29 protein-coding genes are annotated in these 25,572 nt (G+C 71.9%); 12 read left to right on the forward strand and 17 right to left on the reverse strand.

Annotated features, from left to right (window positions below):
• From BKD26_RS28140 to BKD26_RS28160, 5 genes are read left to right on the forward strand one after another with little or no spacing between them, the layout of a single operon-like run.
• A complete protein-coding gene (locus BKD26_RS28140; protein ID WP_143662721.1) occupies positions 1–753 on the forward strand; it encodes a hypothetical protein in 753 nt (250 codons plus the stop codon).
• Entirely contained in the window at positions 750–1,715 is a 966-nt protein-coding gene (locus BKD26_RS28145; RefSeq protein WP_084903778.1) for a hypothetical protein, read from the forward strand. Before BKD26_RS28140 ends, BKD26_RS28145 begins: the two co-directional genes overlap by 4 nt.
• Positions 1,712–2,512 (forward strand): SDR family oxidoreductase, encoded by an 801-nt coding sequence (locus BKD26_RS28150; RefSeq protein WP_084903781.1) that lies wholly within the window; start codon positions 1,712–1,714, stop codon positions 2,510–2,512. Before BKD26_RS28145 ends, BKD26_RS28150 begins: the two co-directional genes overlap by 4 nt.
• A complete protein-coding gene (locus tag BKD26_RS28155; RefSeq protein WP_084903783.1) occupies positions 2,509–3,180 on the forward strand; it encodes a hypothetical protein in 672 nt (223 codons plus the stop codon). Before BKD26_RS28150 ends, BKD26_RS28155 begins: the two co-directional genes overlap by 4 nt.
• The gene (locus BKD26_RS28160; protein ID WP_084903786.1) at positions 3,177–3,923 is read left to right on the forward strand and encodes an arylmalonate decarboxylase; all 747 of its coding nucleotides are present in this window, start codon (positions 3,177–3,179) and stop codon (positions 3,921–3,923) included. The genes BKD26_RS28155 and BKD26_RS28160 overlap by 4 nt, the downstream gene beginning before the upstream one ends.
• Here BKD26_RS28160 and BKD26_RS28165 read toward each other — a convergent pair.
• From BKD26_RS28165 to BKD26_RS28185, 5 genes are read right to left on the reverse strand one after another with little or no spacing between them, the layout of a single operon-like run.
• Complete coding sequence (locus tag BKD26_RS28165; protein WP_084903788.1) at positions 3,903–4,532, reverse strand: hypothetical protein; 630 nt, start codon at positions 4,530–4,532, stop codon at positions 3,903–3,905. The genes BKD26_RS28160 and BKD26_RS28165 overlap by 21 nt on opposite strands.
• 14 nt (positions 4,533–4,546) lie before the next feature.
• A complete protein-coding gene (locus tag BKD26_RS28170) occupies positions 4,547–6,265 on the reverse strand; it encodes an AMP-dependent synthetase/ligase (RefSeq protein WP_084903791.1) in 1,719 nt (572 codons plus the stop codon).
• A gap of 43 nt (positions 6,266–6,308) precedes the next feature.
• Positions 6,309–6,929 (reverse strand): acetoacetate decarboxylase family protein, encoded by a 621-nt coding sequence (locus tag BKD26_RS28175; RefSeq protein WP_206603729.1) that lies wholly within the window; start codon positions 6,927–6,929, stop codon positions 6,309–6,311.
• On the reverse strand, positions 6,926–8,638 hold the full coding sequence (locus BKD26_RS28180; protein WP_084903794.1) for a GMC family oxidoreductase: 1,713 nt from the start codon (positions 8,636–8,638) through the stop codon (positions 6,926–6,928). The genes BKD26_RS28175 and BKD26_RS28180 overlap by 4 nt, the downstream gene beginning before the upstream one ends.
• Positions 8,635–9,285 carry a TetR/AcrR family transcriptional regulator gene (locus BKD26_RS28185; RefSeq protein WP_084903796.1) on the reverse strand — a complete coding sequence of 217 codons (651 nt, stop codon included), beginning with the start codon at positions 9,283–9,285 and terminating at the stop codon, positions 8,635–8,637. The genes BKD26_RS28180 and BKD26_RS28185 overlap by 4 nt, the downstream gene beginning before the upstream one ends.
• Before the next feature lie 191 nt (positions 9,286–9,476).
• Here BKD26_RS28185 and BKD26_RS28190 point away from each other — a divergent pair, with 191 nt between their 5' ends.
• A complete protein-coding gene (locus BKD26_RS28190; protein ID WP_084903799.1) occupies positions 9,477–10,808 on the forward strand; it encodes an NAD(P)-binding domain-containing protein in 1,332 nt (443 codons plus the stop codon).
• Here the strand turns inward: BKD26_RS28190 and BKD26_RS28195 are convergent.
• Together BKD26_RS28195 and BKD26_RS28200 are read right to left on the reverse strand one after the other, a co-directional pair.
• Positions 10,786–11,760 (reverse strand): hypothetical protein, encoded by a 975-nt coding sequence (locus BKD26_RS28195; protein WP_084903801.1) that lies wholly within the window; start codon positions 11,758–11,760, stop codon positions 10,786–10,788. The two genes, BKD26_RS28190 and BKD26_RS28195, sit on opposite strands and share 23 nt — an antisense overlap.
• A gap of 203 nt (positions 11,761–11,963) precedes the next feature.
• Complete coding sequence (locus BKD26_RS28200; protein ID WP_084903804.1) at positions 11,964–12,431, reverse strand: SPW repeat protein; 468 nt, start codon at positions 12,429–12,431, stop codon at positions 11,964–11,966.
• Positions 12,432–12,625: 194 nt separating this feature from the next.
• Between BKD26_RS28200 and BKD26_RS28205 the strand changes: the two genes are divergently transcribed.
• Positions 12,626–12,826 carry a hypothetical protein gene (locus tag BKD26_RS28205; protein ID WP_084903806.1) on the forward strand — a complete coding sequence of 67 codons (201 nt, stop codon included), beginning with the start codon at positions 12,626–12,628 and terminating at the stop codon, positions 12,824–12,826.
• Here BKD26_RS28205 and BKD26_RS28210 read toward each other — a convergent pair.
• A complete protein-coding gene (locus BKD26_RS28210) occupies positions 12,799–14,304 on the reverse strand; it encodes a SulP family inorganic anion transporter (RefSeq protein ID WP_084903809.1) in 1,506 nt (501 codons plus the stop codon). The genes BKD26_RS28205 and BKD26_RS28210 overlap by 28 nt on opposite strands.
• A gap of 83 nt (positions 14,305–14,387) precedes the next feature.
• A complete protein-coding gene (locus BKD26_RS28215) occupies positions 14,388–14,972 on the reverse strand; it encodes a carbonic anhydrase (protein ID WP_084903811.1) in 585 nt (194 codons plus the stop codon).
• Between the two features lie 592 nt (positions 14,973–15,564).
• Here BKD26_RS28215 and BKD26_RS28220 point away from each other — a divergent pair.
• Positions 15,565–15,939: a subtilase-type protease inhibitor gene (locus BKD26_RS28220; RefSeq protein ID WP_241518886.1), complete on the forward strand. Its 375-nt coding sequence runs from the start codon at positions 15,565–15,567 to the stop codon at positions 15,937–15,939.
• Between the two features lie 231 nt (positions 15,940–16,170).
• On the opposite strand, the gene BKD26_RS28225 is transcribed toward BKD26_RS28220, so the two are convergent.
• A complete protein-coding gene (locus tag BKD26_RS28225) occupies positions 16,171–16,959 on the reverse strand; it encodes a PRC and DUF2382 domain-containing protein (RefSeq protein ID WP_084903817.1) in 789 nt (262 codons plus the stop codon).
• A 149-nt stretch (positions 16,960–17,108) separates the two neighbouring features.
• Between BKD26_RS28225 and BKD26_RS28230 the strand changes: the two genes are divergently transcribed.
• Positions 17,109–18,044, forward strand: a complete 936-nt coding sequence (locus BKD26_RS28230; protein WP_084903819.1) for a hypothetical protein — start codon at positions 17,109–17,111, stop codon at positions 18,042–18,044.
• Between the two features lie 10 nt (positions 18,045–18,054).
• Here BKD26_RS28230 and BKD26_RS28235 read toward each other — a convergent pair whose 3' ends face one another.
• The 3 genes from BKD26_RS28235 to BKD26_RS28245 all read right to left on the reverse strand — a co-directional run bounded on the left by BKD26_RS28235 (position 18,055) and on the right by BKD26_RS28245 (position 20,672).
• Positions 18,055–18,465, reverse strand: coding sequence for a response regulator (locus tag BKD26_RS28235; RefSeq protein WP_084903822.1), 411 nt, complete (start codon positions 18,463–18,465; stop codon positions 18,055–18,057).
• Positions 18,466–18,543: 78 nt separating this feature from the next.
• Complete coding sequence (locus BKD26_RS28240) at positions 18,544–20,181, reverse strand: NAD(P)/FAD-dependent oxidoreductase (RefSeq protein ID WP_084904055.1); 1,638 nt, start codon at positions 20,179–20,181, stop codon at positions 18,544–18,546.
• A gap of 53 nt (positions 20,182–20,234) precedes the next feature.
• Positions 20,235–20,672 carry an SRPBCC family protein gene (locus BKD26_RS28245; protein WP_084903824.1) on the reverse strand — a complete coding sequence of 146 codons (438 nt, stop codon included), beginning with the start codon at positions 20,670–20,672 and terminating at the stop codon, positions 20,235–20,237.
• A gap of 362 nt (positions 20,673–21,034) precedes the next feature.
• Between BKD26_RS28245 and BKD26_RS28250 the strand changes: the two genes are divergently transcribed.
• Together BKD26_RS28250 and BKD26_RS28255 are read left to right on the forward strand one after the other, a co-directional pair.
• A complete protein-coding gene (locus BKD26_RS28250; protein ID WP_084903827.1) occupies positions 21,035–22,006 on the forward strand; it encodes an LLM class F420-dependent oxidoreductase in 972 nt (323 codons plus the stop codon).
• Positions 22,007–22,013: 7 nt separating this feature from the next.
• A complete protein-coding gene (locus BKD26_RS28255; RefSeq protein WP_277622422.1) occupies positions 22,014–22,595 on the forward strand; it encodes an isochorismatase family cysteine hydrolase in 582 nt (193 codons plus the stop codon).
• 34 nt (positions 22,596–22,629) lie between these two features.
• Here BKD26_RS28255 and BKD26_RS28260 read toward each other — a convergent pair whose 3' ends face one another.
• Positions 22,630–23,025, reverse strand: coding sequence for a hypothetical protein (locus BKD26_RS28260; protein WP_084904060.1), 396 nt, complete (start codon positions 23,023–23,025; stop codon positions 22,630–22,632).
• 168 nt (positions 23,026–23,193) lie between these two features.
• Here BKD26_RS28260 and BKD26_RS28265 point away from each other — a divergent pair, with 168 nt between their 5' ends.
• Positions 23,194–23,520 (forward strand): plasmid stabilization protein, encoded by a 327-nt coding sequence (locus BKD26_RS28265; RefSeq protein ID WP_073758902.1) that lies wholly within the window; start codon positions 23,194–23,196, stop codon positions 23,518–23,520.
• A gap of 16 nt (positions 23,521–23,536) precedes the next feature.
• Here BKD26_RS28265 and BKD26_RS28270 read toward each other — a convergent pair whose 3' ends face one another.
• The 3 genes from BKD26_RS28270 to BKD26_RS28280 form a co-directional block, all read right to left on the reverse strand.
• Positions 23,537–24,229, reverse strand: coding sequence for an HAD family hydrolase (locus tag BKD26_RS28270; RefSeq protein WP_084903830.1), 693 nt, complete (start codon positions 24,227–24,229; stop codon positions 23,537–23,539).
• A gap of 84 nt (positions 24,230–24,313) precedes the next feature.
• Entirely contained in the window at positions 24,314–24,997 is a 684-nt protein-coding gene (locus tag BKD26_RS28275) for a DUF6766 family protein (RefSeq protein WP_084903832.1), read from the reverse strand.
• Between the two features lie 88 nt (positions 24,998–25,085).
• Positions 25,086–25,490, reverse strand: coding sequence for a hypothetical protein (locus BKD26_RS28280; protein WP_084903835.1), 405 nt, complete (start codon positions 25,488–25,490; stop codon positions 25,086–25,088).
• Positions 25,491–25,572: the final 82 nt, after the last annotated feature.

The following is a 25,572-nucleotide window of genomic DNA, read 5'->3' on the forward strand; positions in this document are numbered from 1 at the left end:
ATGTCAGAAGCGGCGACGTCCCCGTCCGCCCGGCTGTCGGCCCTGGTCCTCGACCGGCTCCTCGACGGTACGGGAGTGAGCGAGCGGCCCACCGAGTGGACGACCCTCCGCGGCCCCGCCTCGCCCGAACCGGTGGGCCACGTACGGTACTTCACGGGCGGCCTGAGCTCCGTGGCCTCGGTGGTGTACATCGGGCTGGTGCTGCCCGCGGCGGCGCTGGACAGCCACATGGTGTTCGCCTTCGGCGCGGACGACGGCCCGCTGCCCCACTTCACGCTGGACTCGGTGTACGCGGGCGGTGGTCACGCCTTCCACCTGGACCTGGTGCAGCGCGCCGACCTGGCCGCCCATCCGGTGTACACCGACACCGTGTACGGGCCGCTCACCAAACCGCACGCCCTCGCCGCCGAGATCCCCGGACTGACCGCGGCGGCCATCAGCCCGCGCCAGCGGTCCCTGATGTCCCCGTGGATGCTGGTGCACCGCGCCGACGAGGCGGCCCTGCGCGCGGTCGGCCCCATCGCCGAGGAGTACGTGGAGCACTGGCTGTCGCTCGCCGCCGCGATGCCCGCCCAGGTGGCCGGCGAACTCGCCGGCACCGACCTGCCCGAACGGGACCGGCGGCTGCGCACCGCGCTGTTCAGCCGGGAGATCGACCCGGTGTGGGGCAGGGTCGACCGGCTGCTCGGCACCGAGACCACGGACCGGCTGCGGCACCTCCTGATCACCGGCCGTCCGGAGGGGACGCGATGACCCAGGTCTCCCCCAGTGCCTGGCAGCAGCGCATCGCGGGCGAGTGGCACGGCCGCCCGTCCCTCTTCGACGCCCACGGCACCTGGTGCGGCTACGAGGACATCCGCCGCTCGTCCGACGTCGAGGACGGCGCCACCGTCTACCGCATGGACGGCGGCCTCACGGGCGGCGGGCCGCTCGCCGGCCGCTTCCGCCTCGCCGCGCCCTTCGCGTTCGCGGTGAGCGACGCCGACGACAACCGCCTCTACCAGGGGCCCGACTTCCACGGCAGCGGGCAGCCGTACGGCGCCTTCGTCGACGCCCACTACTACGGCCCCGGCTGGCAGGTGGGCCTGAACACCTGGAACCACGTGCTGCCCGGCGGCACCACCCAGGTCTACTCCTCGGTCCTGTACCAGGGCTGGACCGTCATCGGCTGCTTCAACGGCCTGTACGTGAGGACCACCGACCACGACACGAACCCGGACACCCGGCGGGCCGTCGCCGCGCACCGGGACGCCGAGACCGCCAGCGGCCCCGTCCCGTGGATCCTGCCGACCAAGCGGACGGGGCGGTACGCCGGGGACTGTGAACTGTGGGGCGCGGACCAGAAGCCGCTGGGCACGGTGCGGGTCGTCGACCGGCTCACCCCGCTGGACCTGCTCCGTACCGAACACCGTGTCACCTGGACCGGTGGCGGGGCCGACCGGGCGTTCACCGTGGTGCGGCGGCGGGACGGGACGCGCGAGTTCTGGGAGGGCCCGGACGCCTGGGGCGGCGCCCAGGCCTTCGGGCGCGCCAACTTCCCGCTGTGGCACTTCACGGGCGGCGACGTACACCGGGTCAAGGGGCGGGAGTTCGCTCTCGACGCCACGCCCGGCATGTCGGCGGGCGGCCGGCTGGCCGTCACGTACGAGCTGTTCGGCGGCAACGTCCTCAGCGCCGTGCTGCACGGCGTACTGACGTGGGAGGGTGAGTCGTGAGCACCGTCGTGGTGGTCACCGGCGGCACGCGCGGAATCGGCCAAGGGCTCGTACGGGCGTTCCTCGCGCGCGGCTGCCGTGTGGTGCTGTGCGGCCGTGGAGGTGGTGCGGCCCTGCCCGGCCCGGCGGACCGGGTGCTGGGGCGGGTGGCGGACGTCACCGACCGTGCCCAGGTGCAGGCGCTGTGGGACGCCGCGTACGAACGGTTCGGACAAGTCGACGTCTGGGTCAACAACGCGGGGGCGGCCGCGCCCCGGCGCCCGTTCTGGGAGCTGGACGCGGCGGACGTCGAGGCGGTGGCGGCGGCCAACCTGCTGGGCACCGCCCACGGCTCGGCCGTCGCGGTGACCGGTTTCCTCGCCCAGGGGCGGGGGCGGCTGTGGAACATGGAGGGCTTCGGCTCCGACCGGCGCGTACTGCCCGGCCTCGGCGCGTACGGCGCCACGAAGAGCGCGGTCACGTACCTGACGCGGGCCATCGCCGCCGACCTCGACGAGCGGGCCGCGACGCGTCCGCACGACGTGAGGGCGCTGCGTCTGTCCCCCGGGATGCTCGTGACCGACCTGCTCGTCCACGGCTACACCCCCGAGCAGTACGCGAAGGCCCGCAAGGTCCTCAACGTCCTCGCCGACCGGGTGGAGACGGTGACCCCGTGGCTCGTGGACCGGGTGCTCGCCGACCGCACCCGCAACGGGGGCCGCGTGGCGTGGCTGACCCGCCGCAAGGCGGCCGCCAGGTTCGCCACGGCGGGGCTGCGGCGCCGCGATGTGCTCCCCGAGACCCTCCCGGGTCGGTGAGCGCCGTGGAGTATCCCGTCGCGCTCGCCCTGGAGGACTTCGTACCGGTGGTGCTGACCGGTGTCGCGGCGGCGCGGCTGGTGGAGCCGATCGGCCGCGCCGCCCCACGCGCGCGTACCCTCGCGGCCACCGGCGCCGCGCTGGTCTTCGCCGGGGGCCTGTCGAAGGCGGGCTGGAAACTCACCGTCGCACTGGACGGACCCGACATCCAGCCCCTGAACAAGGCGCTCTTCCCGCTCCTCGCGCTCGGGTTCCTGCTCCTCGCGCACGCGCTGCTCAGCACGCCCCTCACCGGCGACGCTCCGCGCGCCCGCCGGCCGCCCCCGCTGTGGGGCTTCGCCGCGACGTGGGCGGCGGCCGCCGCCGGCTCCCTCGCGCTGCGCTCGACGCTGCCGCTCATGGTGCTCACGATCGCCGCGGTGACGGTCTGCGGCGTACGGCTGATCCTGCTGGCGCGCTCGGCCGGGGATTCCCGCGCGGCCACGGCCACCGGCCTGTGGCTGCTGGGCACCTACGCGCTCGGCCCCCTCGCCGCCCGGCCCGACCAGAGCGTGGCCCTGCAGTGGGTGGAGCAGTCGTGCAACACGCTCACCCAGGCCGCCCTTCTGTACGCGGCCTGGCGGCTGTCCGCCTCGTCCCTCCCCTCCTCCCGGAAGGTGACCCTGTGACCGACGCCCTCGGCTGGCGCCGCACGTTCGGCGTCATCGCACCCAGCACGAACACCATCGTCGAACCGGACTTCTACCGCATGACGGTGCCGGGCGTGACCGCCCACTTCTCCCGCATCCACATCCGCGACCAGAACATGGCGGGCGACGCGGGCATGGAGCGGCTGCTGGAACAGATACGTGACGAGATCGGCGCCGCCTGCGAGCGGGTGCTCACCTGCGAGCCGGACTACATGGTGATGGGCATGTCCGCCGAGACGTTCTGGGGAGGCGTGGCGGGCAACCGGGCCTTCGTGAAGCAGATCCACGACCTCACCGGGCTCCAGGTGGCCACCGGCGCCGAGGCGTGCGAGCGCGCGCTGCGCCTCTACGAGGCCCGCCGCATCGGTGTCGTGACGCCGTACCAACCGGTCGGGGACGCGAACGTACGCCGCTTCTTCGGCGAGCTCGGCTTCGAGGTCGCGGGCGTGACCGGCTTGCGCTGCCCGACAGCGGTCTCCATCGCCCATGTCGGGGAAGGGCGGCTCCGGGAGGCGCTGACCGGGCTGGCGGCGCTCGAAGGGGTCGACGCACTGGTCCAGTGCGGAACCAACCTGTCCATGGTGTCGCTGGCCGACGAGGCGGAACGGTGGCTCGGACTCCCCGTGATCGCCATCAACGCCGCCACGTGGTGGATGGCCCTGCGCGACAACGGGATCGAGGACAAGGTGTACGGCGCCGGGTCACTCCTGCGCGAACACTGATCCGTCACGGGAGCGGGCGTCTCGCAGCGCGGCCACCAGGCCGGCCAGCATCAGCGCCTCCCCCGCGTTGCCGAGCGGCGGCACCGCGACAGCCACCACCGAGGCGACGAACAGGGCCACCGCTCCCGCGGCGAGCCACGGCACGCGTCGGCGTCGCCAGAGCACCACCCCCGCTGCGAGCAGCAGGAGCATCGCCGCGACGGCCGCGAGCGGCACCCCGCCGGGTTCCGCGTCCGCGTACCGTACGGTGTCCGCCCAGTGCCGCGGTTCGAGGTGCAGCCCCGGCAGAGTGGCCCAGGTCCCCGCCACGGCCAGCACACCGGCCGTGCCCCACGCACCGGCCACCACCACGCGGCCGCCGCTCACCAGCATCGTGGCGCACGGCACCACCAGCGGCGTCAGCACGGCGTGGACGAGGTACCGGCCGGTGCTGAGCGTCTCCAGCGCTGGGCCGTGCCCCAGCACCGTACCGGCGGCGACGACGGCCGAGTCGTACGCCAGAGCGCAGCCGAGCAGCGCGATCCACGGCCCCGGGCGCGGACCGCGCAGCGCCACGGCGGCGAGCGCCAGCTGCCCGACGGCGACCACCGCCAGAGCCGAGGAGAACACCGTGTCCGTCCGGCTCAGCGGGCGTAGAGCGACTCGATGAGCTGCGCGTACCGCTGCTCCACCGCTCCTCGCCGCACCTTGAGCGTCACGGTGAGCTCGGGCCCGCCGGGTTCCCACGTGTCCCGGAGGACGGCGTGGGCGCGGATGCGTTCGGGGCGGGAGAGCCGGGCGTTGGCGTCCTCGACGGCGGCGGCGATCTCACCTTCGAGGTCAGCGGTCCCGGCCCGGGCGGTGACGGCCTCCCGGTCCGGGGCGATGAGGGCGACGTTGTAGGGGCGCCCGTCGCCGATGACCACGACCTGCCCGATCAGGGGCGAGGCCCCCAGCAGGACACCTTCGATGCGGGTGGGTGACATGTTCTTGCCGCCCGTGTTGATGATGATGTCCTTCTTGCGGTCGATGATGCGGACGTTCCCGTCCCCGTCGACGGTGACGACGTCGCCGGTGTGGAGCCAGCCGTCGGAGTCGACGGCCTGCGCGGTCAGTTCGGGCTCGTCGCGGTAGCCGCGCATCAGGAAGGGTGCGCGCACCAGCAGTTCGCCGTCCTCGGCGACCCGTATGCGAGCGCCTGGTACCGGCCGCCCGACGGTGCCGGGCCGGGGGTCGCCGGGCGGGTTCATCAGTGCCATGCCGGACAGCTCCGACATGCCCCAGGCGTCGCCGAGCGGCACGCCGACCGCGTGGAAGAACTCCACCAGCTCCGGCGGCGCGGGCGCGGCTCCGGTGACGCAGACCCGGGCGCGGTCGAGGCCGATCCTCTTGCGCAGTTCGGCGAGGACCGGCTCGGCTGCGTCGAGTTCCTTGGTCTGTTCGGCCGTCAGTGTTCCGGCGTGCCGGCCGGGGCGGAGCCGTCGTGCGGTGCCGACGCAGCCCTCCACCAGGGCGCGCAGTCCCGGGTCTGCCCCGGTGAGCGCCGCGTCGAGCCCGGCTTTCAGCCGCTGCCATACGGCCGGCACCGCGCCGAAGAGGGTCGGGCGTACGGACGTGAGGGCGTGGGGCAGGTCCTTGAGGTCGGGCACGCAGGTCAGCCGAGTGCCGAAACGGATGTTCGTGTAGTGCGAGGCCCACCGGTCGGCGATGTGCGCGGCGGGCAGGAAGGACAGGTGGCTGTCCTCGTGCGTGATGCCGAGGAGTTCTTCCGTGGCGTCCAGTTGGGCCGTCATACCGGCGTGGGTGATCTCCACGGCCTTGGAGCGGCCGGTGGTTCCGGAGGTGTGGATGAGCGTGAGGACGTCGTCCGGCCGTACGCGCTGCCATGCCGCCCGGAAGTCGAAGTCCGTCGGCGCGGCGGCCTCCACGGCGGCCAGGCCCACCACGCCGTCATCGTCGGCGCCGTCGACGGTGACGAGGTGCTCGACGTCCGTACCGTCGAGGGACTGCCGGAGCACGGGCAGGAAGTGCCGCTCGGTGACCAGGACGCGCGCCCCGGACCGGGTGAGTACGTCGGTGAGCTGGTCCGGGGGCAGGGTGTTGTAGAGCGAGAACGGTATGGCGCCGAGGTGGAAGGCGGCGCAGTCGGCCACGTGGAACTCCGGCCGGTTGGTCAGCATCAGGGCCACGGTGTCGCCGTGCCGGACGCCCAGGCCGTACAGGCCGGTCGCGACCGAGGCGACGCGCTCGGCGTACTCGGCCCAGGTCAGGACGTCACCCTGGACGGTGAGGAGGGCGGGGGCCGGGCCCCGGGTGGCGGCGGTGCGCTGGAAGGCCTCGCAGAGGGTCGCGGCGTCGGGCATGTCGGGTCGGCTCCTTGGCGTCGGGTGGTACGCGGGAGGAAGATCAGGACGCCGCGCCGAACCGCAGGCGGAAGTCCCGCAGCACCAGGCTGAGCAGCGGGGGCCGGCGGACGAGGTGGCTGAGCGGGCTGGTGTCGGGCACGGCCCAGCGTGCGGTGGCGAGGGCGACACCGGTCCGGGTGCGGACCGGGCTGGTCTTGGTGCGCCCGTGGAGGTTCTGGGCGACGTGGTAGGTGAGCGGCCAGCGGCCCGGCAGGCGGCGGGTGCGTCCGAACACGGCGGTGGCAAGAGTTCCAAGGTCGGCCTTTGCGGTGGCGCGCAGGCCGGCCGAGCGGTCCATGTCGAAGGACCCGAGCTCCTTCGGGATGCCCCACAACTCCCGCCCGCCGGCCATGGAGGCGGGGCTGTCGACCCAGATGTCGGTGATGGTCACCCGTGGACGGGCGCCGTCGCGTACGAGGACGGCGGCGAGGAGCTCGTCGTAGCGCAGCACGCTGTCCTGCTCGTACACGACCCAGGCGACGCCGGCCACGCCGCGTCCCGCGACGGTGACCGGCCGGGTGCCGGGCGGGAGGCCGGGCGGCAGCGCGTTCCGTGGGACGAGCCAGAGGGACAGGTACATCTGACCGGCGAGGTGCCAGGGTTCGGGCGGGTAGGCCGTCACGGTGGGTCCTTTCGGATGGCGGCCCGCCCCAGGTGCAGCGCGGCGGGTGCTGTGGCGGGGACGGACGGCGTGCGTGGGGGGACGGGTGCCAGGGTGCGGTAGGGCTGGCCGGGGGTGGGCCGGGGATCGGGGTCGCCCTTGTTGGGCCACAGGGCGGTGGCGCGTTCGGCGAGGGCGGTGATGGTGAGGGAGGGGTTGACGCCGAGGTTGGCGGAGAGGGTGGAGCCGTCGACGACGTGCAGGCCGGGGTGGCCGTGCACCCGGTGGTAGGGGTCGACGACGCCCGTCTCGATCGTGTCTCCGATGGTGCAGCCGCCGATGAGGTGGCCGGTGGTGGGGATGTCGAAGAGGTCGGCCCACGTGCCGCAGGGTATGCCGTCGATCCGGCGGGCGGCCTGCCGGGCGGCGCGGTGTCCGGCCGGTATCCAGGTGGGGTTGGGATCGCCCTCGCCGGGCCGGCTGGTGAGCCGGCGTCCGAAGAGGCTCCGTCGCGTGTAGGTGGTTACCGAGTTGTCGAGGGTCTGCATCACGAGGAGGACGAGGGACTGCCGTGCCCAGCGGCGCGGGTCGTGCAGGGCGGGCAGGTCGCGCAGGTTCTTCGCCATGGCGGCCATGCCCAGCAGCAGCCGGGAGCGGCCGGGCACGGGGTCCACGAGGACGGCACCGAGCAGTCCGAGGAGGTTGCTGCCGCGTCCGTAGCGGACCGGTTCGATGTGGGTGGTGTCGTCGAGGTGGACGGAGGAGGTGATGGCGACACCCTGGGTGTAGTCGGCGTTCCGGTCGCGGGACCGGACGGCGAGCACCGCTTCGGAGTTGGTGCGGGTGAGGCGCCCCAACTGTGGGGAGAGCCCCGGGAGTGCTCCGGTGTCGCGCAGCCGGTGCAGGAGGCGTTGGGTGCCCAGGGCGCCGGCGGCGAAGACGACGTGCCGCGCGGTGAGGGTCCGCTTGCGGCGCCGCAGGGCCCGGCCGGTGCGTACGGAGGTGACGGCCCAGCCGTCACCGGCGGCGCGGACGTCGGTGACGGTGCGTTCGGCGTGGACGTGGGCTCCGTTGCGTTCGGCCAGGCCGAGGTAGTTCTTGGGCAGGGTGTTCTTGGCGTTGTGCCGGCAGCCGGTCATGCAGGCGCCGCAGTGCAGGCAGGCGGCCCGGTCGGGGCCCGCGCCCCCGAAGTAGGGGTCGGGGACGACGGTGCCGGGCGCGCTGCCGGGCGTCCCGAAGTGCACGCCCACCGGGGTGGGGCGGAAGGTGTCCTCGCGGCCGAGGTCGCGGGCGGTCTGCCTCAGCACCTGGTCGGAGGCGGTGACCAGTGGGTTGAGGGTGACGCCGAGCATGCGGCGGGCCTGGTCGAAGTAGGGGGCGAGTTCGGTGCGCCAGTCGGTCAGGGACGCCCAGTGGGAGCCCTCGTAGAAGGCGGCGGGCGGCTCGTACAGGGTGTTGGCGTACCCGAGGGATCCGCCTCCGACGCCCGCTCCGCTGAGGACGAGCACGTCACCGAGGAGGGTCATGCGCAGAATGCCGGTGCAGCCGAGCCTGGGCGCGAAGAGGTAGTCGCGCACGTGCCACGAGGTGCGCGGGAAGTCCGCGTCGTCGAAGCGGCGCCCGGCCTCCAGTACGCCGACCCGGTAGCCCTTCTCGGTCAGCCGCAACGCGGTGACGCTGCCGCCGAATCCGGAGCCGATGACGAGGACGTCGTAGTCGAAGGCCGTCACGGTCGCTCCCCCACGAACCCGGCCATGAGGGGGATCACCAGCCGCTCGATCGCGGCACGCCGTGCCCCTGGCCGGTCCTCGGTGAAGGCGACCGGTCCGGCGAGACCGGGGGTGAGGGGGGCGAGCGCCAGGTGCGGCAGGAGCAGGAGGAGCAGGGAGAGGAGGGCGTCGGTGTCGGCGTCCTCGCGGATGTCACCGGTCTCGACGGCTCGCTGGACGAGGGGCCGCAGTCCGGCGAGGTACAGGCCGTGCACGGGTGCGCGCACGGCTTCCCTGACGGCCGGGTCCATCTCCATGTTGGTGGCGGCGGTGACGCCGCGCTCCAGGGGGTGGGTGGCGAAGTAGTCGAGCCATGCTTCCAGGGCGTCGGTCAGGTAGGTGGTGAACTCCTTGGTCCCGTCGTATCCGTCGAGCCACGGCTGCATGGCCGCGTAGATGCGCAGCGAGGTCTGTTCGGCGACGTACGCGAACAGGTCGAGCTTGCCCGCGAAGTACTGGAAGAGGGACCCCTTGGCCACTCCCGCCGCGCGGGCGATGACGTTGAGGCTTCCCGTGGAGTACCCGTGCGTGCCGAACTCGTCCATCGCGGCGACCAGGACCCGCTCGCGCCGCGCGGGCGAGAGATGCGTCCAGGTGGAAGTGGGCATGGGGGTGCTCCCGCCGTATGACCAGGCGGTCATGTGACCGCCCGGTCATCGTCGCGAACGCACCCACGCATGTCAACCGGGCACACAGGCCATGCAGTTGACAGCCCATCAGCTCACGCACCACCCTGTGACCACCCGGTCACATGACCAGGTGGTCACCCCCGTGTGTCTCTCTCGTCGGAGGGCTCGTGATGAAACGTGTCTGCGTCATAGGAGCGGGATCGTCGGGCATCGCCGCCTGCCAGGTCCTCGCGGAGCGGAAGATCCCGTACGACTGTTACGAGGCCGGCTCGGAGGTGGGCGGCAATTGGCGCTACCTCAACGACAACGGCATGTCCTCGGCGTACCGCTCCCTGCACATCAACACGTCACGGCAGGTCATGGAGTACGCCTGCTTCCCCATGTCGGAGGCGTACCCCGTCTATCCCAGCCACTTCCACATCGCGCGCTACTTCGACGAGTTCGTCGACCACTTCGGCCTGCGCCCGTCCATCACCTTCCGCACGGAGGTCACCGGCGTCGAGCCGTCCCCCGACGGGCGACGCTGGTCCGTCACCACGCGGCACCGAGACAGCGAGGAGCGGAACACCCGTGCGTACGACGCGGTCCTCGTCGCCAACGGCCACCACTGGCAACCCCGTTGGCCCGATCCGCCGCTGCCCGGCTCGGACTCCTTCGCCGGGTCCCAGACGCACTCGCACCACTACAAGACACCCGAGCCCTTCGCCGACAAGCGGGTCCTCGTCCTCGGAATCGGGAACTCGGCGTGCGACATCGCCGTGGAGACCTCCCGGGTGTCCCGGCGGACCTTCCTCGCGATGCGGCGCGGCGCCCACATCCTGCCCAAGTACCTCTTCGGGGTCCCCACCGACCACCTCACCGGATCCTGGCTGGCCCGAGCGCCGCTCGCCGTCCAGGACCGGGGGCTCCAGCTGCTGCTGCGGCTCAGCCGCGGCCGGCTGAGCGACTACGGCCTTCCTGTGCCCGCCCACCGCGTCCTGGCCGCCCACCCGACGATCTCCGACGACCTTCTGTCGCGGCTCGGCCACGGCGACATCACCGTCAAACCGATGATCGAGCGCCTGGACGGTGACCAGGTGCTCTTCACCGACGGGTCGCGCGAGACCATCGACGCGATCGTCCACTGCACCGGCTACGCCATCAGCTTCCCCTTCCTCAGCCGTGAGCTCATCGACCCGGCCGGCAACGACATCGGGCTCTACCGGCGGGTGGTGGACCCCGACCACCCCGGCCTGTACTTCATCGGGCTCGTCCAGCCGCTGGGAGCGATCATGCCGCTCGCCGAAGCCCAGTCCCACTGGGTGGCCGACCTCATCGAGGGGACGTGCGCGCCACCCGGACGCGCGGCGATGCGGCGGGAGATCGCGACGTACCGAGCCCGTACGGCACGTCGGTACGTCGCGTCCTCGCGTCACACGATCCAGGTCGACGCCCTCGCGTACCTCCGCGAGATCAGGGCGGAGCGCCGCCGCCGTTCGCTCAGTACGCCTGCTCGACGGTGACGGTCCGGTCCTTGGCGTCGCCCCAGTAGCGCACATAGGAGGCGGCGACGGGGTCACCCAACGACGCCTTGAGCCACAGGGCCGACCAACGGCCGGCGGCCCGTATGCCCTCGGTCTGGTCCAGGGTCTGGGGAGAGGCGTCCGGGCCCGCGCCCGGCGGGTTCTGCACGTCGGTGATCCCGAAGTGGTTGGCGCCGTGCAGGCCGACCAGCGCCTTGGGCTTGGCGGACAACGCCCGATAGGTGTCCCGCGCGGCGACGGGCGCGGCGACGCCGTCCGCGTCCCCCTGGACCAGGGCGACCGGTACACCGGCGTTGTTGATGGGGCCGACCGGCCCGCCGCCCGGCGGCACACTGTTCGTACCGAAGAAGGCGGCGGCCTTCAGCTGCGCCGGCTTGACCGCGCCGGGCGGCAGTCCGGCACAGAAGGGCGGCGCGCACAGCCCCTGAAGGGCCGACAGTCCGGCGGCTCCACCGAAGGAGTGGCCGAGCAGGGTCAGCGTGCCGGTGTCGATACGGCCGGCGAGCGGGCTGCCGTCCCGGCCGTTCTCCGCCGCCGCCCACGCCACCGCACTCAGGGCCTGGTCCGACGACGCCCACAGGCCCGGCACCCCGAACACCGGACGTACGTGGTTGGGCACGACGACCACGAAACCGAAAGCCGCGACGGTACGCGCGAAGCCCGAGTAGTGGGCCTTGTCGACATTCGCGCCCTGCAGGAGCAGCGCCACCGGCAACCCGCGGCTCGTGGTCGCCGGGTAGTACACATCCGCGGCGTCCGCGCCGACCCTGGCGGCGTACGAGCCGGTCGGGAAGGTCGTCGGGTTCTCGGGCGCCACGGCCTCGCGGGCCTCAGCGTGACCGCCGGCCGCCGCCAGCAGAGCGAAGCTCAGCAAGCCGGCGAAGAGGCCGCGCCGCAGACCGTGCGCGCGGCGGAGAAAGGTATGTGCCATCGGTACTCCGATCCTTGAGCATGATGACCCTAGAGTGTTTCTTAGAGCGAAACTGTGTTTCCCTATGAAGTTAACGGGGGCAGCATCTGCCGCGTCAACCCACCAGACACCGCGAAGGCGCCCGCGGGGGCACCCGCGGAGGCACCGGAAAGGCCCCGGCGCCAGGGGCGTCGGGGCCTTCCGGGTCGAGCGTGTCGGCTCAGTCACTCCATGGCGGGGCCGGGGCCACCGCGGCCGCGGGTGCGACCGGAACGGCGTTCGGCCATCGCCGCCGCGGCCATGGCCAGGCCGAGCAGCAGAGCCACGGCGCCGACGATGATGTTGTTGACCACACTGCGGGTCGTGTCGACGTTCCCGGCGACGACCCAGGGAGAGACGATCGTCCATGCGCCGATGGCGCACGCGGCCCAGGCCATGGCGTGGGTCCGCTCGTACGCCGAGGTGAACCCGCCCATGCACAGGGCGTAGGCGACACCGGTGATCAGGTTGCAGACGGCGAGAGCCGTCAGGCCGCTGAACCCGGCGATCCATGGCGAGGCTGCCAAGTAGAGACCCGTGAGAAGGCCGAGGGTCTCGATCGCCTGGCCACGGGGGGTGCTGGTCGCCCGTTCGAACCGAGAGCGCATCTCGGCCAGATCGGGGTGTTGCTCGATGCTCGGGTGGGTGGTCATTGCGGGCCCGCCTCCTGTGGAAGACTTTATCCGCCCTTTATCTCCCATATAACTCCTTTGACGGCATTCCGGTCAACAGGAGGACGATGGGGCCGCGTCATGCTGACGAGAACACCGCCCGACACTTCTCCGACGTGAATTCGTTGATCATCGGCAGGGCCCATGACCACGACGTACGAAACGAGAGGGCAAGCATGAACTTCCGTGCCACCGCCATGGCCGCGGCCACCGGCGTCCTGCTCACCGCCGGCGCCGCGACCGCCCAGGCCGCCGAGCGCGAGGCCGCTCCCGGCGCCGGTTCCGGCACCGGGAGCGACAGCGTCGCGATCGTCAAGAACGACCGGCTGACGCCCTCGTCCGTCGTCGACTACGTGCTGGACACCGACGAGGACTGAACCGGGACTCCCTCGGGAGGCAGCATCCGCACCGGTTCCGTACCGGCGTCGTTGTGGCGCAGCGCCCAGTTCTCCAGGGCGACGCGGCACGCGTGGTCGAGGTGGCGCAGCCCGGACAGGTCGAGCTCGATGGGCCGGTCCTGCGGCAGGTTCTCCAGCTCCTCGAGGATCCTCGGCAGCCGGAGGAACGTCGCGTTGCCGGTGATGGTCGCGACCAGGCGGCCACCGGTGAGCTCCCGTACCTCGACGTGGAGGTGGGACGTCTCCCAGGCGGTCTTGCACACCGCGAGCAGCAGGCCCAGCATCACGCCCTCGAAGAGGTTGGTGACGAGGATGGCGACGGCGGTGACGCCGAGTATCACGGCCTCGCCGCGGTGCTCGCGCCACAGCGGGACCAGGTCCTTGACGGGTACGAGCTTGCAGCCGGCGTGCACCAGGACGCCGGCGAGCGCGGCGAGCGGGATGACGCCGATCGCGGCGGGCAGCAGGGCGACGAACAGCAGCAGCCACAGTCCGTGCAGGATGCGCGAGAGCGAGGTGCGAGCCCCGGCCTGGACGTTGGCGGCGCTGCGGACGATGACGGCCGTCATGGGAAGGGCGCCGAGCGCGCCGCAGATGGTGTTGCCGATGCCCTGGGCCATCAGCTCCTTGTCGTAGTCGGTGCGCGGCCCGTCGTGCATGCGGTCCACCGCGGCCGCGCTGAACAGGCTTTCGGCCGAGGCGATCAGGGTGAAGGCGAGGACGGTGCCGATCGCCGCCACCGTCGCGATGTTCCCGAACTCGCCGAGGCCGGGGGGCTGGACGGCTTCCAGCAGTCCCTGCACCTCGACCTTGGCGACCGGCAGCCCGAACAGGGCGGTCACGGCGGTGGCGAGGGCCACCGCGACGAGCGGGCCGGGGACCACACGGGCACGGGCCGGGAGCCGTGGCCACAGGACCAGGACGGCCACGGTCCCGGCGCCGACGAGGAACGCGGTGAGCGCCGTGCCGCCGGAGAGGACGGAGCCCGCCAGGTCGGGCAGGCCGGCGAGCTTGCCGAGGCCGCCGGACGGCTGGTCGGTGTCGGCCATCGCGTACACCTGACCCAGCACGAGGACCAGGCCGATGCCCGCGAGCATGCCCTGGACCACGGCGACGGATATCGCCCGGAACCAGCGGCCGAACTTCAGTGCGCCCAGGATCAGTTGGAGCAGTCCGGACACGAGGACGATGGCACCGAGCGTGGCGAGGCCGAACTGCTGGACGGCCTCGTACACCAGGACGGTCAGGCCCGCGGCGGGGCCGCTGACCTGGAGGGAGCTTCCGGGCAGGGCGCCCACGACGAGTCCGCCGACGATGCCGGTGACCAGCCCGAGTTCGGCGGGTACGCCGGAGGCGACGGCGATGCCCACGCACAGGGGCAGGGCCACGAGGAAGACGACGAGCGACGCGAGTATGTCGCGGCGCAGCACAGTGCGGTCCTTCAATGGGGAAAGCATGAGGGTGAGTTCCTAGCGGTGCGGTCCGCCGCCCCGGGGGACGGCGGACGGACGGAGGGGGACACGAGCGTGCTGTGGCCGCCTCACAGAGGCCTGAACTCGCCCTCCAGCTCCGGGTGGTGGACGCTGACGACGCCGGTGTCGACCTCGTAGTACCAGGCGTGGAGCGTCAGTTCCCCGTTCGCGAGAAGCTCCCGCACGGCCGGGTAGTCGCGGAGTGTGTCCAGCTGGGCCACGGCGTGTTGGCGCACGGCCTGCGCGAGGTCCTTGGTGTCCGGCGGCTCCGGTACCGAGTGGGTGAGCCAGCCGCGCACGGCGGGGAGGGCGGAAAGATCGTCGCCCCGTACGAGGGCGCCGACGGCGCCGCAGTGGGAGTGCCCGCACACGACGATGTGGCGGACACCGAGGACGCGTAGCGCGTACTCGACGGTGGCGGTCTCGGCACTGGGCCGGGCCTCGTCGTAACGGGGCACCACATTGCCGGCGGTGCGGAGTTCGAAGAGCTCGCCCGGGCGGGCGCCGGTGATGAGAGAGGGGATCACCCGGGAGTCGGAGCAGGTGATGAACAGCGCCTCGGGCGCTTGTCCGGCGGCGAGACGGCGGATCTCCTCCGGCTGTCTGGCGACACGGGTGGGGAACGTACGAGCGTTGTCGATGAAGGACTTCATTGCGGCCTGCCTCCTGCGCTCCGAGCCGTGGGGGCCGGGGGGCGCGGTGTGGTCGGGTCATTGTCGGATGTGTGTGGGGGCGTGGCTGACGAACCACGGGGTGTCCGCGGCGCTGCCGGGTACGACACCGTGGTGCGGTGCACTAACGATCATGCACCACAGCAGCTTCGTCAACTTTGCCAGGACATTACCTTCTCGTGAAAGGTCGTTTTGCGTCGGCGCGCCGGGGGCGGCAGGCCGGATCCCAACCCCGCACGTTGCCATCACGTTTCGGCCGTGTTGACCGGCGACGACTCGCACGTTTCTACGCATCGTGCATCTTTGAACCATATCCGGCACGCCATAAAGCCCTGATGGAACGCGGGGCTCATGGCCGCGCACTGTCCTTCGAGAATACGTTTCGCGTCACCGCTTGAATAACAGACCAAACCGAAAAGCGATGCTGAATGTGCGTCAACAGGGCGGGCGCGGCAATGTGGCTGCCGCACCACACCGAACGAACCGGAATCGAGTTGAGAGGTTTTATGCCATGCGGACACTGGTAAGGCGCGCCATCGTTTGCGGTCTGGCCACAGCGGGGGTCCTCGGGCCCATGACCGTCACGGGGGCCGCCGCGAAGGCCGCCGCGCCCGAGCCGCGGCTCTACGCACCGACGGCCCTGGTGCTCACGGTCGCCCAGGGCGAGACCGCCGCCACCGCGGTACCCACCCGGGCGGTGACGCTCACCTGCACTCCGACCGCCGGCGGGACGCATCCGGCACCGCAGCGGGCATGCGCCGAACTGCGTTCGGTCGAGGGAAGTTTCGACAAGCTGGGCGCTGAGGGAACCCGCCCCTGCATCAAAATCTACGACCCGGTCGTCGTCACCGCACAGGGCACCTGGGAAGGCCGGCGCGTGAACTTCGAGCGAAAGTACGCGAATTCCTGCGTCATGCAGTCGGAGGGTTCGAGCGTCTTCTCCTTCTGAGCCCGGACACCGCCTTCCCAGCCTTCCCCGCCTTCCCCGCCTTCCCTGCCTCCCCCGCCCTCCCCGGCCCGCACGGCCGCACGACCGGCCGTGCGGGCCTCGCCGTGCCACCTTCGCCCCGGCGCGGTGACGGTTGTATACGAAATCCGGCCATGGATGCGGCCAACCGTGCGCCGGATACGTGACATGCGCAACCCCGCTCCTTGAGGAGCGGGGCGGGTCCGCCGGGGGTCAGCGGTCGGTGCCGGTCTCCTTGTCGGGCAGATCGGCCTCGATCCGTTCCTTGCGGACCTGGCCTCGTACGGTCTCCTGGTCGGTGACCTCCTCCGTCTCCAGCCGTACGCGCTCCACGGGAGTGGTCCGGGTCTCGACCACCGGCTCCTCGGCGTGCAGCGTCACCTCGTGTTCGGCCTCGGAGATCTCCGGACCGGACAGGGCGGCGTCGCGGTTGGCCTCAGTGACCGGCTCACGCTCGAGGGTGACTTCCTCATGTCGCAGCGGGATGGTCTGCTGGACCTCTTCCGTGACGACGTACTTGCGGAGCCGGGCCTTGCCGGCCTCGCGCTGCTCCACTCCGACGTGCATCTGCTCCTCGGAACGGGTCATCGCGTCGTCACCGGTACGACCGCCGGCGGGCCGGCGAGCCCGGCCACCGTCACCGTCGCCACCGCCGGGCCGGCCGGCCTGGCCACGGGCGGCGTCCCAGCGGATGCCGTAGTAGTCGTAGAGGCGCCGCTCCTCCGCGGCCGACAGATGGCCGCCCGCGTCGACATCGACGTTCGGGGCTTCCTTGACCTTGCCCTTGGGGTACGGGACCTCCAGGTGGTCCTCGACGACGGTCGCCTCGTGGATGGGGACGAAGGATTCGCCGGCGCCGAAGAATCCGGTCTTGACGCTGACCCAGTCGGGCCGACCCGTCACATCGTCAACGAACACATGCTTGGCTTCGCCGATCTTGTCGCCGGTCGTGTCGTACACCGGGTGGTCGAGCACGGCCGGGATCTGTGCCTGGGTGATCATGCATCCTCCTTCGAGTTCTCTTCGCTGCTTTCGAGGTCTCACGGTCCGGGTGACCACCGCTTCCAGGACGAAAACCACTCCCACCGCCATAAACAGGACATAACTTGGAAGGGGCGATGTGCTGACAGGCCGTGCCATCCGGGAGAGCCGTGGATCTGGAGAGCGTCACCGACGAGCTGTACGGGCTGCGCCCCGACCGTTTCACCGCGGCCCGCAACGCGCGCGCCGCCGAGGCCCGCAAGGCCGGCGACCGGGCGCTCGCCGATGCCGTCCGGGCGCTGCGCAGGCCGACGCTGGCGGCGTGGGCGAGCAATCTGCTCGTACGGGAGCAGCCGGAGGAGGCCCGGGCGCTGGCCGCTCTCGGTGAGGGTCTGCGCCGCGCGCACCAGGATCTGGACGGTGAGCGGCTCCGTGAGCTCAGCCGGCAGCAGCACGTCCTGGTGACCGCCCTCGCCCGGCAGGCACGGCAACTGGCGGCGGACGCCGGGCAGCCGGTCGGCGAGGACGTCCAGTACGAGGTGGAGGCGACCTTGCACGCCGTCCTGGCGGACCCGGCGGCGGCCGAGGAGTGGGCGGCGGGGCGGCTGGTGAAGCCGCTGAGCGCGCCGGTGGGCTTCACCGCGGCGCTCACGGACGTCTCCGCCCCGGCGGGCGGGCGGAGTGCGGGCCGGCCTGCGGACTCGCGTGCGGACTCGCGTGCGGACTCGCGTGCGGACTCGCGTGCGGAGGAGGAGCCGCGTAAGGAGGAGGAGCGGCGTAGCGAGGAGCGACAGCGGCGGGAGCGGCGGGCTCGCGAGCTGCGGGAGGAGCTGCGGCGCGCCGAGGAGGAGGCGCGCGCACAGGAGGAGGAGCGCGACCGGGCCGAGGCCGACGAGGAACGCGCCGAGGAGGAGCTCCGGGAGGCGGGACGGCGAGTGGAGGCGCTGGCCGCGGAGTTGACGGAGGCCGAGCGGCTCCGGCGTACGGCGGACGACGGCGTACGCGCCGCGCGCCGGCGGCTCCAGGAGGCCGAACGGGCCGCGCGGGAGGCCCGCCGCCGTGCCCGGGACGCGGCCACCCGAGCGGAGCGGGCCGCCGGGCGGTGAGGAGCCCGGCCTACGCGGCGGTTGTGGGTGACAGGCGCAGGCGGCCGGCTTCGTGGAGGTAGCGCACCTTGATGCACATGGCCCACGGGTCGATGGGTTTGGCGACGAGGTCGGCGGCGCCCAGCCTCATGGCGTCGCGGGACAGTTGGGGGTCGATGCCCATGCCGGTGACCAGGATGACCGGGATGCGCCGGGTCTGCTCCAGCCGCTGCATGTAGAGCAGGACGTCGAGCCCGCTCACCACCGGCATGACGACGTCGAGGACCGTGACCGCGACGCCGCCGCGCAGCACGGTCTTGAGCGCCTCGTCCCCGCTGGTGGCCAGCGCCAGGGGGTAGCCGAGCGGGGACACGGCCTCCTCCATCGCGAACAGGTTGTCCTCGTGGTCGTCGACCAGCAGCACTTTCTCCGCGACGGTCATGGCTGCTCACCTCCGATCGGGCCCACCTGTCCAGCATGCGCCGTTACGCCGTCCGTGACAGGTTTTACGGTTTCGGTTTCAGGAGGAGGAGAAGGAGGAGGAGCGGAGGCCGTGGCCCGCCAGGGCGGTCTGCGCGCGGGCGAGCGCCCGGCGGAGGGGGCGGGAGCTGCGGAGGGCCGCGCGGGCGGCGTTCGCGCCGGGCGCGCCGTGTACTCCGCCTCCCGGATGGGCGCCCGCGGAGGCGAGGTAGAGCCCCTCAACGGGGGTCTCGGGGCGGCCCGTACCGGGTACGGGGCGGAAGACCAGCTGCTGGTGGATCGCCGTGGTGCCCCCGTTGATGGCGCCTCCGTACAGGTTGGCGTTCATCGCTTCGAGGGTCGGCGGGGCCAGGATCCGGCGCGCGCGGACGAGCGAGCGGAACCCGGGCGCGAAGCGCTCGACCTGGGCCTCGACACGGTCGGCGAAGGCCTCCTGCTCGCGGGGGTCCCAGGTGCCGGTGATGCCGTCGTCGCCCGCGTCGTGCCGGATGCGGTGCGGTACGTGGGTGTAGGCCCAGGCCGACTCGGTGCCCGCCGGGGAGCGGGTCGCGTCGGCGGTGGTCATCTGCCCGAACAGCAGGAACGGCCGGTCGGGCACCTCGCGCATGGCGAGCTGGGCCGAGAACCGGGTGAGCTCGTCCATGCCGTCGGCCAGGTGCACGGTGCCGGCGGTGGCCGCCGCCTCCCCGGCCGTCCACGGGACGGGGCCCGACAGCGCCCAGTCCACCTTGAAGGTGGCCCAGTCCCACTGGAAGCGGTGCAGGTCGTCGAGCAGGCGGGAGGGCAGGTACTGGGGGGCGACCAGGCCCCCGTACAGCGCGGGTGCCGCCACGTCGGCGAGGACGGCCCGGTTCACCGGCACCGTCTCGCCCGCGGCCGTACGGACCGCCACCGCGCGCCCGGCACGGACGGTCACCTCCACCACCCGCTCGCCGCAGCGCACCACGCCGCCGCGCCGCTGGAGGCGGCGTACGAGGGCGGCGCTGAGCGCCCCCGCCCCGCCGACGGGTGTGGGGAAGCCGTACGTCTGGCCGAGCATGGACATCAGCCAGCCGAAGCCCCCGCTGCCCGCCGCCTCGGGGGCGAGGTCGGCGTGCAGCGCGTTGCCGGCCAGCAGCAGCCGGCCTCCCTCGCCGTGGAACTCCTCCTCCGTCAGGCGCCGTACGGGCAGCAGCATCATGCGGGCCAGTCGCAGGCCGCCCGCGGCACGCAGCCGGGTTGCCAGCCGGGCGGATGCCCGGACGGGCGGGAAGGGCGTGAACAGCGCGCCCAGGAGGTCGTCGCCGATCCGGTCCCACACGTCGCACAGGTGCTCCCAGGCGAGGGCGTCGCCGGGTGCGAACCGCTCCAGTCCGGCCGCCGTCGCCGTACGGTCGCGCTCCAGCACCGCGCACCGCCCGTCGGCGAGGGGGTGCGCCAGGACGCGCGGCGCGTGGCTCCAGTGGAGGCCCTCTTCGTGGAGGGCGAGGCGGGACAGTACGGGGGAGGCGGCGGCCAGCGGATAGAAGGCGCTGAACACGTCACTGACGTAGTCCGGGTGGACGCCCCGGTCGCTGCGGACGGCGCCGCCGGGCTCGTCCTCGGCTTCGAGGACCTCGACCGACCAGCCCGCGTCGGCGAGGACGTTGGCCGCCACCAGCCCGTTGGGGCCGGCGCCGATGACCAGCGCGTCCGGCACGGTGTCGGGTGCCGCGTCCGGCACGACGGGGCCGGGCGTCGCGGGCTCCGCTGTCACGGGGCCTCCCTTTCGACCAGAGCGGCGAGGCGGGGCAGCATGGCGCGGTGACGCAGTTGCAACAGGGCGTCGACGGCCGCGTTGTGCAGGAGGCCGCCGGGTCCGCGCAGCGGGTGCTCGTCGACGATGACGAGTGTCTCGTCGCCCCAGGGACGTACCTCTATGGCGATTCTGGCCGTGCCCAGGGCGCCCATCTTGGCTTCGAGCTCCAGGCACCTGGGTGGTTCATGGAGCCGTACGACGGTCTCGCCCTCGGCCGTGTACGGGCCCAGGCGCACGGTGTACTCGATGGCGGAGCCGGCCTTCGGCCAGTCCCCGTCCTTCTGCCGGGACGATGACGTCCCCACGACCCAGTCGCTGTAGCGCGACCCGTCCCCGAGTACGGCCCATACCGCTTCGGGGGGCCTTTTGATCAGCTGATGCCGTACGGCCATGGACGCCTCCGGTGTCCGTCGGTCGGGAACGAACGCACGGCGGGTACCCGCATCCGGCCGATGCGAACGGGGGGTGCGGGGGGTGCGGAGGGTGCGGCAGGGGCGGACGACGGAGCCCCGACTGGACGGGGGGAATCCAGCCGGGGCCGTTCGCCGTGGTCACGAAGGGCGGTCGCCTCGCGGCGGGGGGCCGGGGACACGGTCCCTTCGCCACCACACATGGATGAACGGTCAACCATCAAGGGGTGTTCCTCGGGTTCGCCGTTCTCTCGTGTGACTCGCCTCACCCCTGCTGAGCTGGTCCGGGACCATGCCGTCCTTCCTGATGTTTCCGGCGGAACCTTTGGGGAATTCGCCGGTTTATGGTGCAAATCGGATACACGATGATGACCGAGCAGGCGGGGCCCCGCGCCCTGGTGGACCACGTCGTCCAGGCCGAGGAAGCCGGGTTCGACTTCTCGGTGACGTCCGACCACTACTTCCCCTGGCTGCGTTCGCAGGGCCACGCGCCCTACGCCTGGGCGGTGCTCGGAGCGGCCGCGCAGGCGACCTCACGCATCCCGCTGATGACGTACGTGACGTGCCCGACCTTCCGCTACCACCCGGCCGTCGTCGCCCAGAAGGCCGCGACGCTCCAACTGCTGTCCGAGGGCCGGTTCCGGCTCGGGCTGGGGTCCGGCGAGAACCTCAACGAGCATGTCGTCGGCGGCGGCTGGCCCACCGTCGACGTACGGCACGAGATGCTCGAGGAGGCCCTCGGCATCATCCGGGCGCTCTTCGAGGGCGGCCATGTCACCCATCACGGTGCGCACTTCGACGTGGAGTCCGCCCGCCTGTGGGACCTGCCCGACGAGCCGCCGCCCATCGGCCTCGCGGTCTCCGGCGAGCAGTCCTGCGCACTGGCGGGCCGACTCGCCGACCTCGTCATCGCGACGGAGCCGAAGGGTGAACTGCTCGACGCCTTCGACCGGCACGGCGGGCAGGGCAAGCCGCGGGTGGGCCAGCTGCCCGTCTGCTACGACCCGGACAAGGAGGCCGCCGTACGCCGGGCGCACGACCAGTTCCGGTGGTTCGGCAGCGGCTGGAAGGTCAACTCGGAGCTGCCGCATCCCGACTCGTTCGCCGCCGCCACCCAGTTCGTGAGGCCGGAGGACGTCGCCGAGTCCATCGCGTGTGGCGACGATCCGGACGCCTTCGTGGCCGCGGTGAAGCCGTACGTCGACGCGGGCTTCACCGAGATCGCCCTGGTGCAGATCGGTGGCGACGCGCAAGCTCCCTTCCTGGAGTGGTCGGCGAAGACGCTGCTGCCCGCGCTGCGCGACGCCTTCGGCTGAGGCCCCGTTGGGTACGACCGGGCGGCACGCCGGTGCCGGCAGCACCGGGCTCGTCGTCATCGACATGATCAACACGTACGAGCACGAGGACGCCGAGCTGCTGCTGCCCTCCGTGCGCGAGACACTGCCCGTCCTGGTGGACCTGCTGACGCGGGCCAGGGAGCACGACGTACCCGTGATCTACGTCAACGACAACTTCGGCGAGTGGCGCTCCCACCACGGCGAGATCCTCGAAACGGCACTGGCCGGGCCGCACGCCGAACTGGTGGAGCCGATCCGGCCGGACGGCTCCTCCCTCTTCGTGGTCAAGGCACGCCACTCGATCTTCTACGAGACGCCCCTGGCGTACCTGCTGACGCAGCTCGGCGTCGGTCACCTGGTGCTGTGCGGCCAGGTGACCGAGCAGTGCGTGCTGTACTCGGCGCTCGACGCGCACATCCGGCACATCGACGTAACGGTGCCGACGGACGCGGTGGCGCACATCCACGAGCCGCTGGCGCGGGCCGCCCTGGAGATGATGCGGCGCAACATGGGCGCCCGGACGGTGGAGGCGAAGGAGATCGACTTCGGCTCCGGCGCCCGGGCGTGACTCCTGACGTCAGTGCGTGACGTGGCGTATGACGTCAGTGCGTGACGTAGCGTGACGCGAGCAGCAGCCGCGCCTCCTTCTCGTGCTCGCCCGAGACGGACGAGGACGACCGCACCTCGAACAGCCCACCGAGCGCCTTCTCCACCTCGGCCACGGCGTGGTGGTCGCCCGTCAGCAGCGCCGTGACGGGTGTGCTGAGGTCCGGCGGTCCGGGCAGCTCACCCGAGCGGGCGGAGCTGTCGAACGTGGCCATCCACACGGTGGGCTCGTGGTCGTGGGCCTGTTCCGGTCCTGGCGCGGGCATGTCGCAGCCCGCGAAGACGCGGTCGAGCGTGTCGAAGACGGCCTGGGCGTCCTGGCGGCCGCAGTCGCTGAGCTGCACGGTGACGTCGCAGTCCGCGGGGTGGTTCCTGGTTGCGTTGCTCTCCACGTCGCTCCACTCCTCCTTGGGGGTCCGGTCCACTCCCCGTACAGGCACGAATACCTCGCCTCCGGCCCGCCAATCAGGATCTTCCCCGGCGCGTTTGCGGAGGTGGGTGCCTGGTACGAGGGTGTGGAGAAGCAGGGGGGTCCGCAAGGGGGACGTCAGGAGGAACGAATGCCCGCAGGATCCAGCCCCAAGCGTGAACGGCAGTACGAGCACATCAAGGAAAGCTCCAAGAAGCGCGGCGCGAGCGAGAAGAGGTCCGAGGAGATCGCCGCCCGTACGGTGAACAAGGAGCGGGCGCGCTCCGGGGAGTCGAAGACCGCCAGTAAGACCTCCAAGCAGGACATGTCGTCCTCGAAGCGGGGCGGTCAGCGATCCGGCAGCAGCGGCACCAAGGGCCCGACGTACGACCAGCTGTACGAGGAGGCCAAGAAGCGGGGCATCCAGGGCCGGTCGTCCATGAACAAGTCGGAGCTCCAGCGCGAGCTCGGGAAGTGACGCGCCCGGCGCGCCGTCAGCCGTTCGGCACGACTTCGGCCGCGGCGCCGGCTGTACCGAGCGGGCTGCGGTCCAGGCGCGCCAGCAGGTCGGCGGGGTCGTCGTAGAACGCGGCGGCCCCCGCCTCCATCAGGTCCGCCCGCGGGATGCCACCGCACAGCAGGCCCACGCAGGTGACGCCCGCCCGGGCGCCGGCCTCCATGTCCCAGACGGTGTCGCCCACGAACACGGAGCGCCCGGCCGGCGCCCCCGCGAGTTCCAGTGCGTGCCGTACCGGCTCCGGCGCGGGCTTGCCCTCCTCGACGTCGTCCGCGCTCGCGGTGGCGGTGATGGCGTCGTCCGCGTCGATGGCGCGGCGCAGTGCGGACAGCTCGGCTGCCCCGGCCGAGGTGGCCAGGACGACCGTCCAGCCGTCCGCCGCGAGGGCCTTCAGCAGCCGGCCGGCGTCCCGGAAGGCGGGCAGCCGGTCGAAGTAGGTCCCGTAGAGGGTCTTGTGGGCGGCGCTGATCACGTCGTCCTGTTCCTTGTCCCGGTCGTCGCCGAGCAGGTGCGCGATCAGGTCGTGCGAGCTGAGGCCGACGGCCCGGTGGACGGCGTGCATGGGAACGTCGTGCCCGGCCTGCCGGAACGCCTCCCACCAGGTGGTCACATGCAGGTGGTTGGTGTCGGCAAGAGTACCGTCCACGTCGAACACCGCCGCGCGTGTCATACCTTCTCCGTTCTGTGTCTGTGCCGCTGCACTTGTCGTCCTTACCGCATTCCCTTGACCTGAGTCTCACCCTCGACTTCAGCCTCACCCTTCAACTCCTGTGGAGGTGTGGGCGGCACCCACGGGTTTCGACTCCGGCGAGCCGCGCTGGCGCAGGAAGACGGCGAAGATCGCCATGGAGCCGACGGCGAGCAGCTCGGACTGCCAGTTCTGCAACGTACGGCTCCAGAAGTCCGCCGTCAGGAGGTAGTCCGACCAGGGGACCGGGTCCTGGAGCTCACCCAAGCGCTCCTCCCCGTACGCGGCCGCGCCGGCGACCGACTGGGCGTACCAGGAGCCCACGAAGGCCAGGAACATCACCACGCCGAGGGACCGGGAGTACAGGGCCTGTCTGATGCCCCCGACGGAGGCCCACCGGGGCGAGTCCGGGCGGGCGTGCTCGCCCATGCGCTGCGCCTCCTCCGACTCCACGCCGATCTTGTGCAGCTCCTTCGACTCGGGCGACCCGCGCTGGACGAGCCAGACCGTGGCGAAGAGGAACAGGAAGAACTGCAGGTACTCGGACTGCCAGTTCTCCGTGACGTCGACGGCGAAGTGGGAGGTCGTCAGGTAGTCGCCGAAGCTCAGGGCCCGGGCGCCGACGGAGCGCAGGTCGTTGTTGTACGCGGCCTGCCCGGCCAGTGCCTGTCCGAAGAGGGACGCGAGGAAGGCGGCCCCGAAGGTGAGGGAGATGCCGTTGTCCCGGAGGAAGCGGGTCACGCGCGTCATCGGTGCATCATCCCCACCACGGTGAAGAAGACGAGGCCGCAGATCACGACGAGGAGGTAGAGCGTGAACACGGTGCGCATGCGGGGGATCAGTCCCCCTTCACGAGGCAGCGGTAGGGCTTTCGGTGGCGGGGGGTGCAGCCCGCCGCGTTGATCTTCCAGCCGTCCGCGAAGGAGGTGAGGAAGTAGGTGTCCTGGTCGAGCTCGACGCGTGCCTGACGGCCGTACACCTGGGTGGTGCGGCGGTCGCCGGGGTTCGGCAGGCCGGCTTCGGCAAGCCCTGCGGCGCAGGTCGGGCCGGGGTCCTCGGCGAGTTCCTCACGGGTCTCGGGTGCGAGGAGCTCGCACGCGGCGGCCCTGTCCGCGGCCTGCTCGCGGGCCGTGAAGGCGGCGGCCGCGGCGGAGACGGACCGGATCTCCTCCTGCGGGACCGAGCAGCCGGGGAGCGTCAGGGCGACCGGTACCAGGAGCGCGGCGAGAGCGGTGGCACGCACGTGGGCGCGGCTCCTTTCGGCACCTGGTGTCCCGGGGTCCTCCCGGAGGTGTCGGTGTCGGTGTCGGTGTCGGTGTCGTACG

The sequence above is a fragment of the Streptomyces sp. CB03238 genome, assembly GCF_002099185.1.
Classification (GTDB): domain Bacteria; phylum Actinomycetota; class Actinomycetes; order Streptomycetales; family Streptomycetaceae; genus Streptomyces.

What these genes read in the sequence shown, in the direction of transcription:
- BKD26_RS28140 (WP_143662721.1), top strand. Translation starts at nt 1, where the DNA reads ATGTCAGAAGCGGCGACGTCCCCGTCCGCCCGGCTGTCGGCCCTGGTC.
- BKD26_RS28145 (WP_084903778.1), top strand. Translation starts at nt 750, where the DNA reads ATGACCCAGGTCTCCCCCAGTGCCTGGCAGCAGCGCATCGCGGGCGAG.
- BKD26_RS28170 (WP_084903791.1), bottom strand. Translation starts at nt 6,265, where the DNA reads ATGCCCGACGCCGCGACCCTCTGCGAGGCCTTCCAGCGCACCGCCGCC.
- BKD26_RS28185 (WP_084903796.1), bottom strand. Translation starts at nt 9,285, where the DNA reads ATGCCCACTTCCACCTGGACGCATCTCTCGCCCGCGCGGCGCGAGCGG.
- BKD26_RS28190 (WP_084903799.1), top strand. Translation starts at nt 9,477, where the DNA reads ATGAAACGTGTCTGCGTCATAGGAGCGGGATCGTCGGGCATCGCCGCC.
- BKD26_RS28195 (WP_084903801.1), bottom strand. Translation starts at nt 11,760, where the DNA reads ATGGCACATACCTTTCTCCGCCGCGCGCACGGTCTGCGGCGCGGCCTC.
- BKD26_RS28200 (WP_084903804.1), bottom strand. Translation starts at nt 12,431, where the DNA reads ATGACCACCCACCCGAGCATCGAGCAACACCCCGATCTGGCCGAGATG.
- BKD26_RS28205 (WP_084903806.1), top strand. Translation starts at nt 12,626, where the DNA reads ATGAACTTCCGTGCCACCGCCATGGCCGCGGCCACCGGCGTCCTGCTC.
- BKD26_RS28210 (WP_084903809.1), bottom strand. Translation starts at nt 14,304, where the DNA reads ATGCTTTCCCCATTGAAGGACCGCACTGTGCTGCGCCGCGACATACTC.
- BKD26_RS28215 (WP_084903811.1), bottom strand. Translation starts at nt 14,972, where the DNA reads ATGAAGTCCTTCATCGACAACGCTCGTACGTTCCCCACCCGTGTCGCC.
- BKD26_RS28220 (WP_241518886.1), top strand. Translation starts at nt 15,565, where the DNA reads ATGACCGTCACGGGGGCCGCCGCGAAGGCCGCCGCGCCCGAGCCGCGG.
- BKD26_RS28225 (WP_084903817.1), bottom strand. Translation starts at nt 16,959, where the DNA reads ATGATCACCCAGGCACAGATCCCGGCCGTGCTCGACCACCCGGTGTAC.
- BKD26_RS28235 (WP_084903822.1), bottom strand. Translation starts at nt 18,465, where the DNA reads ATGACCGTCGCGGAGAAAGTGCTGCTGGTCGACGACCACGAGGACAAC.
- BKD26_RS28245 (WP_084903824.1), bottom strand. Translation starts at nt 20,672, where the DNA reads ATGGCCGTACGGCATCAGCTGATCAAAAGGCCCCCCGAAGCGGTATGG.
- BKD26_RS28250 (WP_084903827.1), top strand. Translation starts at nt 21,035, where the DNA reads ATGGTGCAAATCGGATACACGATGATGACCGAGCAGGCGGGGCCCCGC.
- BKD26_RS28265 (WP_073758902.1), top strand. Translation starts at nt 23,194, where the DNA reads ATGCCCGCAGGATCCAGCCCCAAGCGTGAACGGCAGTACGAGCACATC.
- BKD26_RS28270 (WP_084903830.1), bottom strand. Translation starts at nt 24,229, where the DNA reads ATGACACGCGCGGCGGTGTTCGACGTGGACGGTACTCTTGCCGACACC.
- BKD26_RS28275 (WP_084903832.1), bottom strand. Translation starts at nt 24,997, where the DNA reads ATGACGCGCGTGACCCGCTTCCTCCGGGACAACGGCATCTCCCTCACC.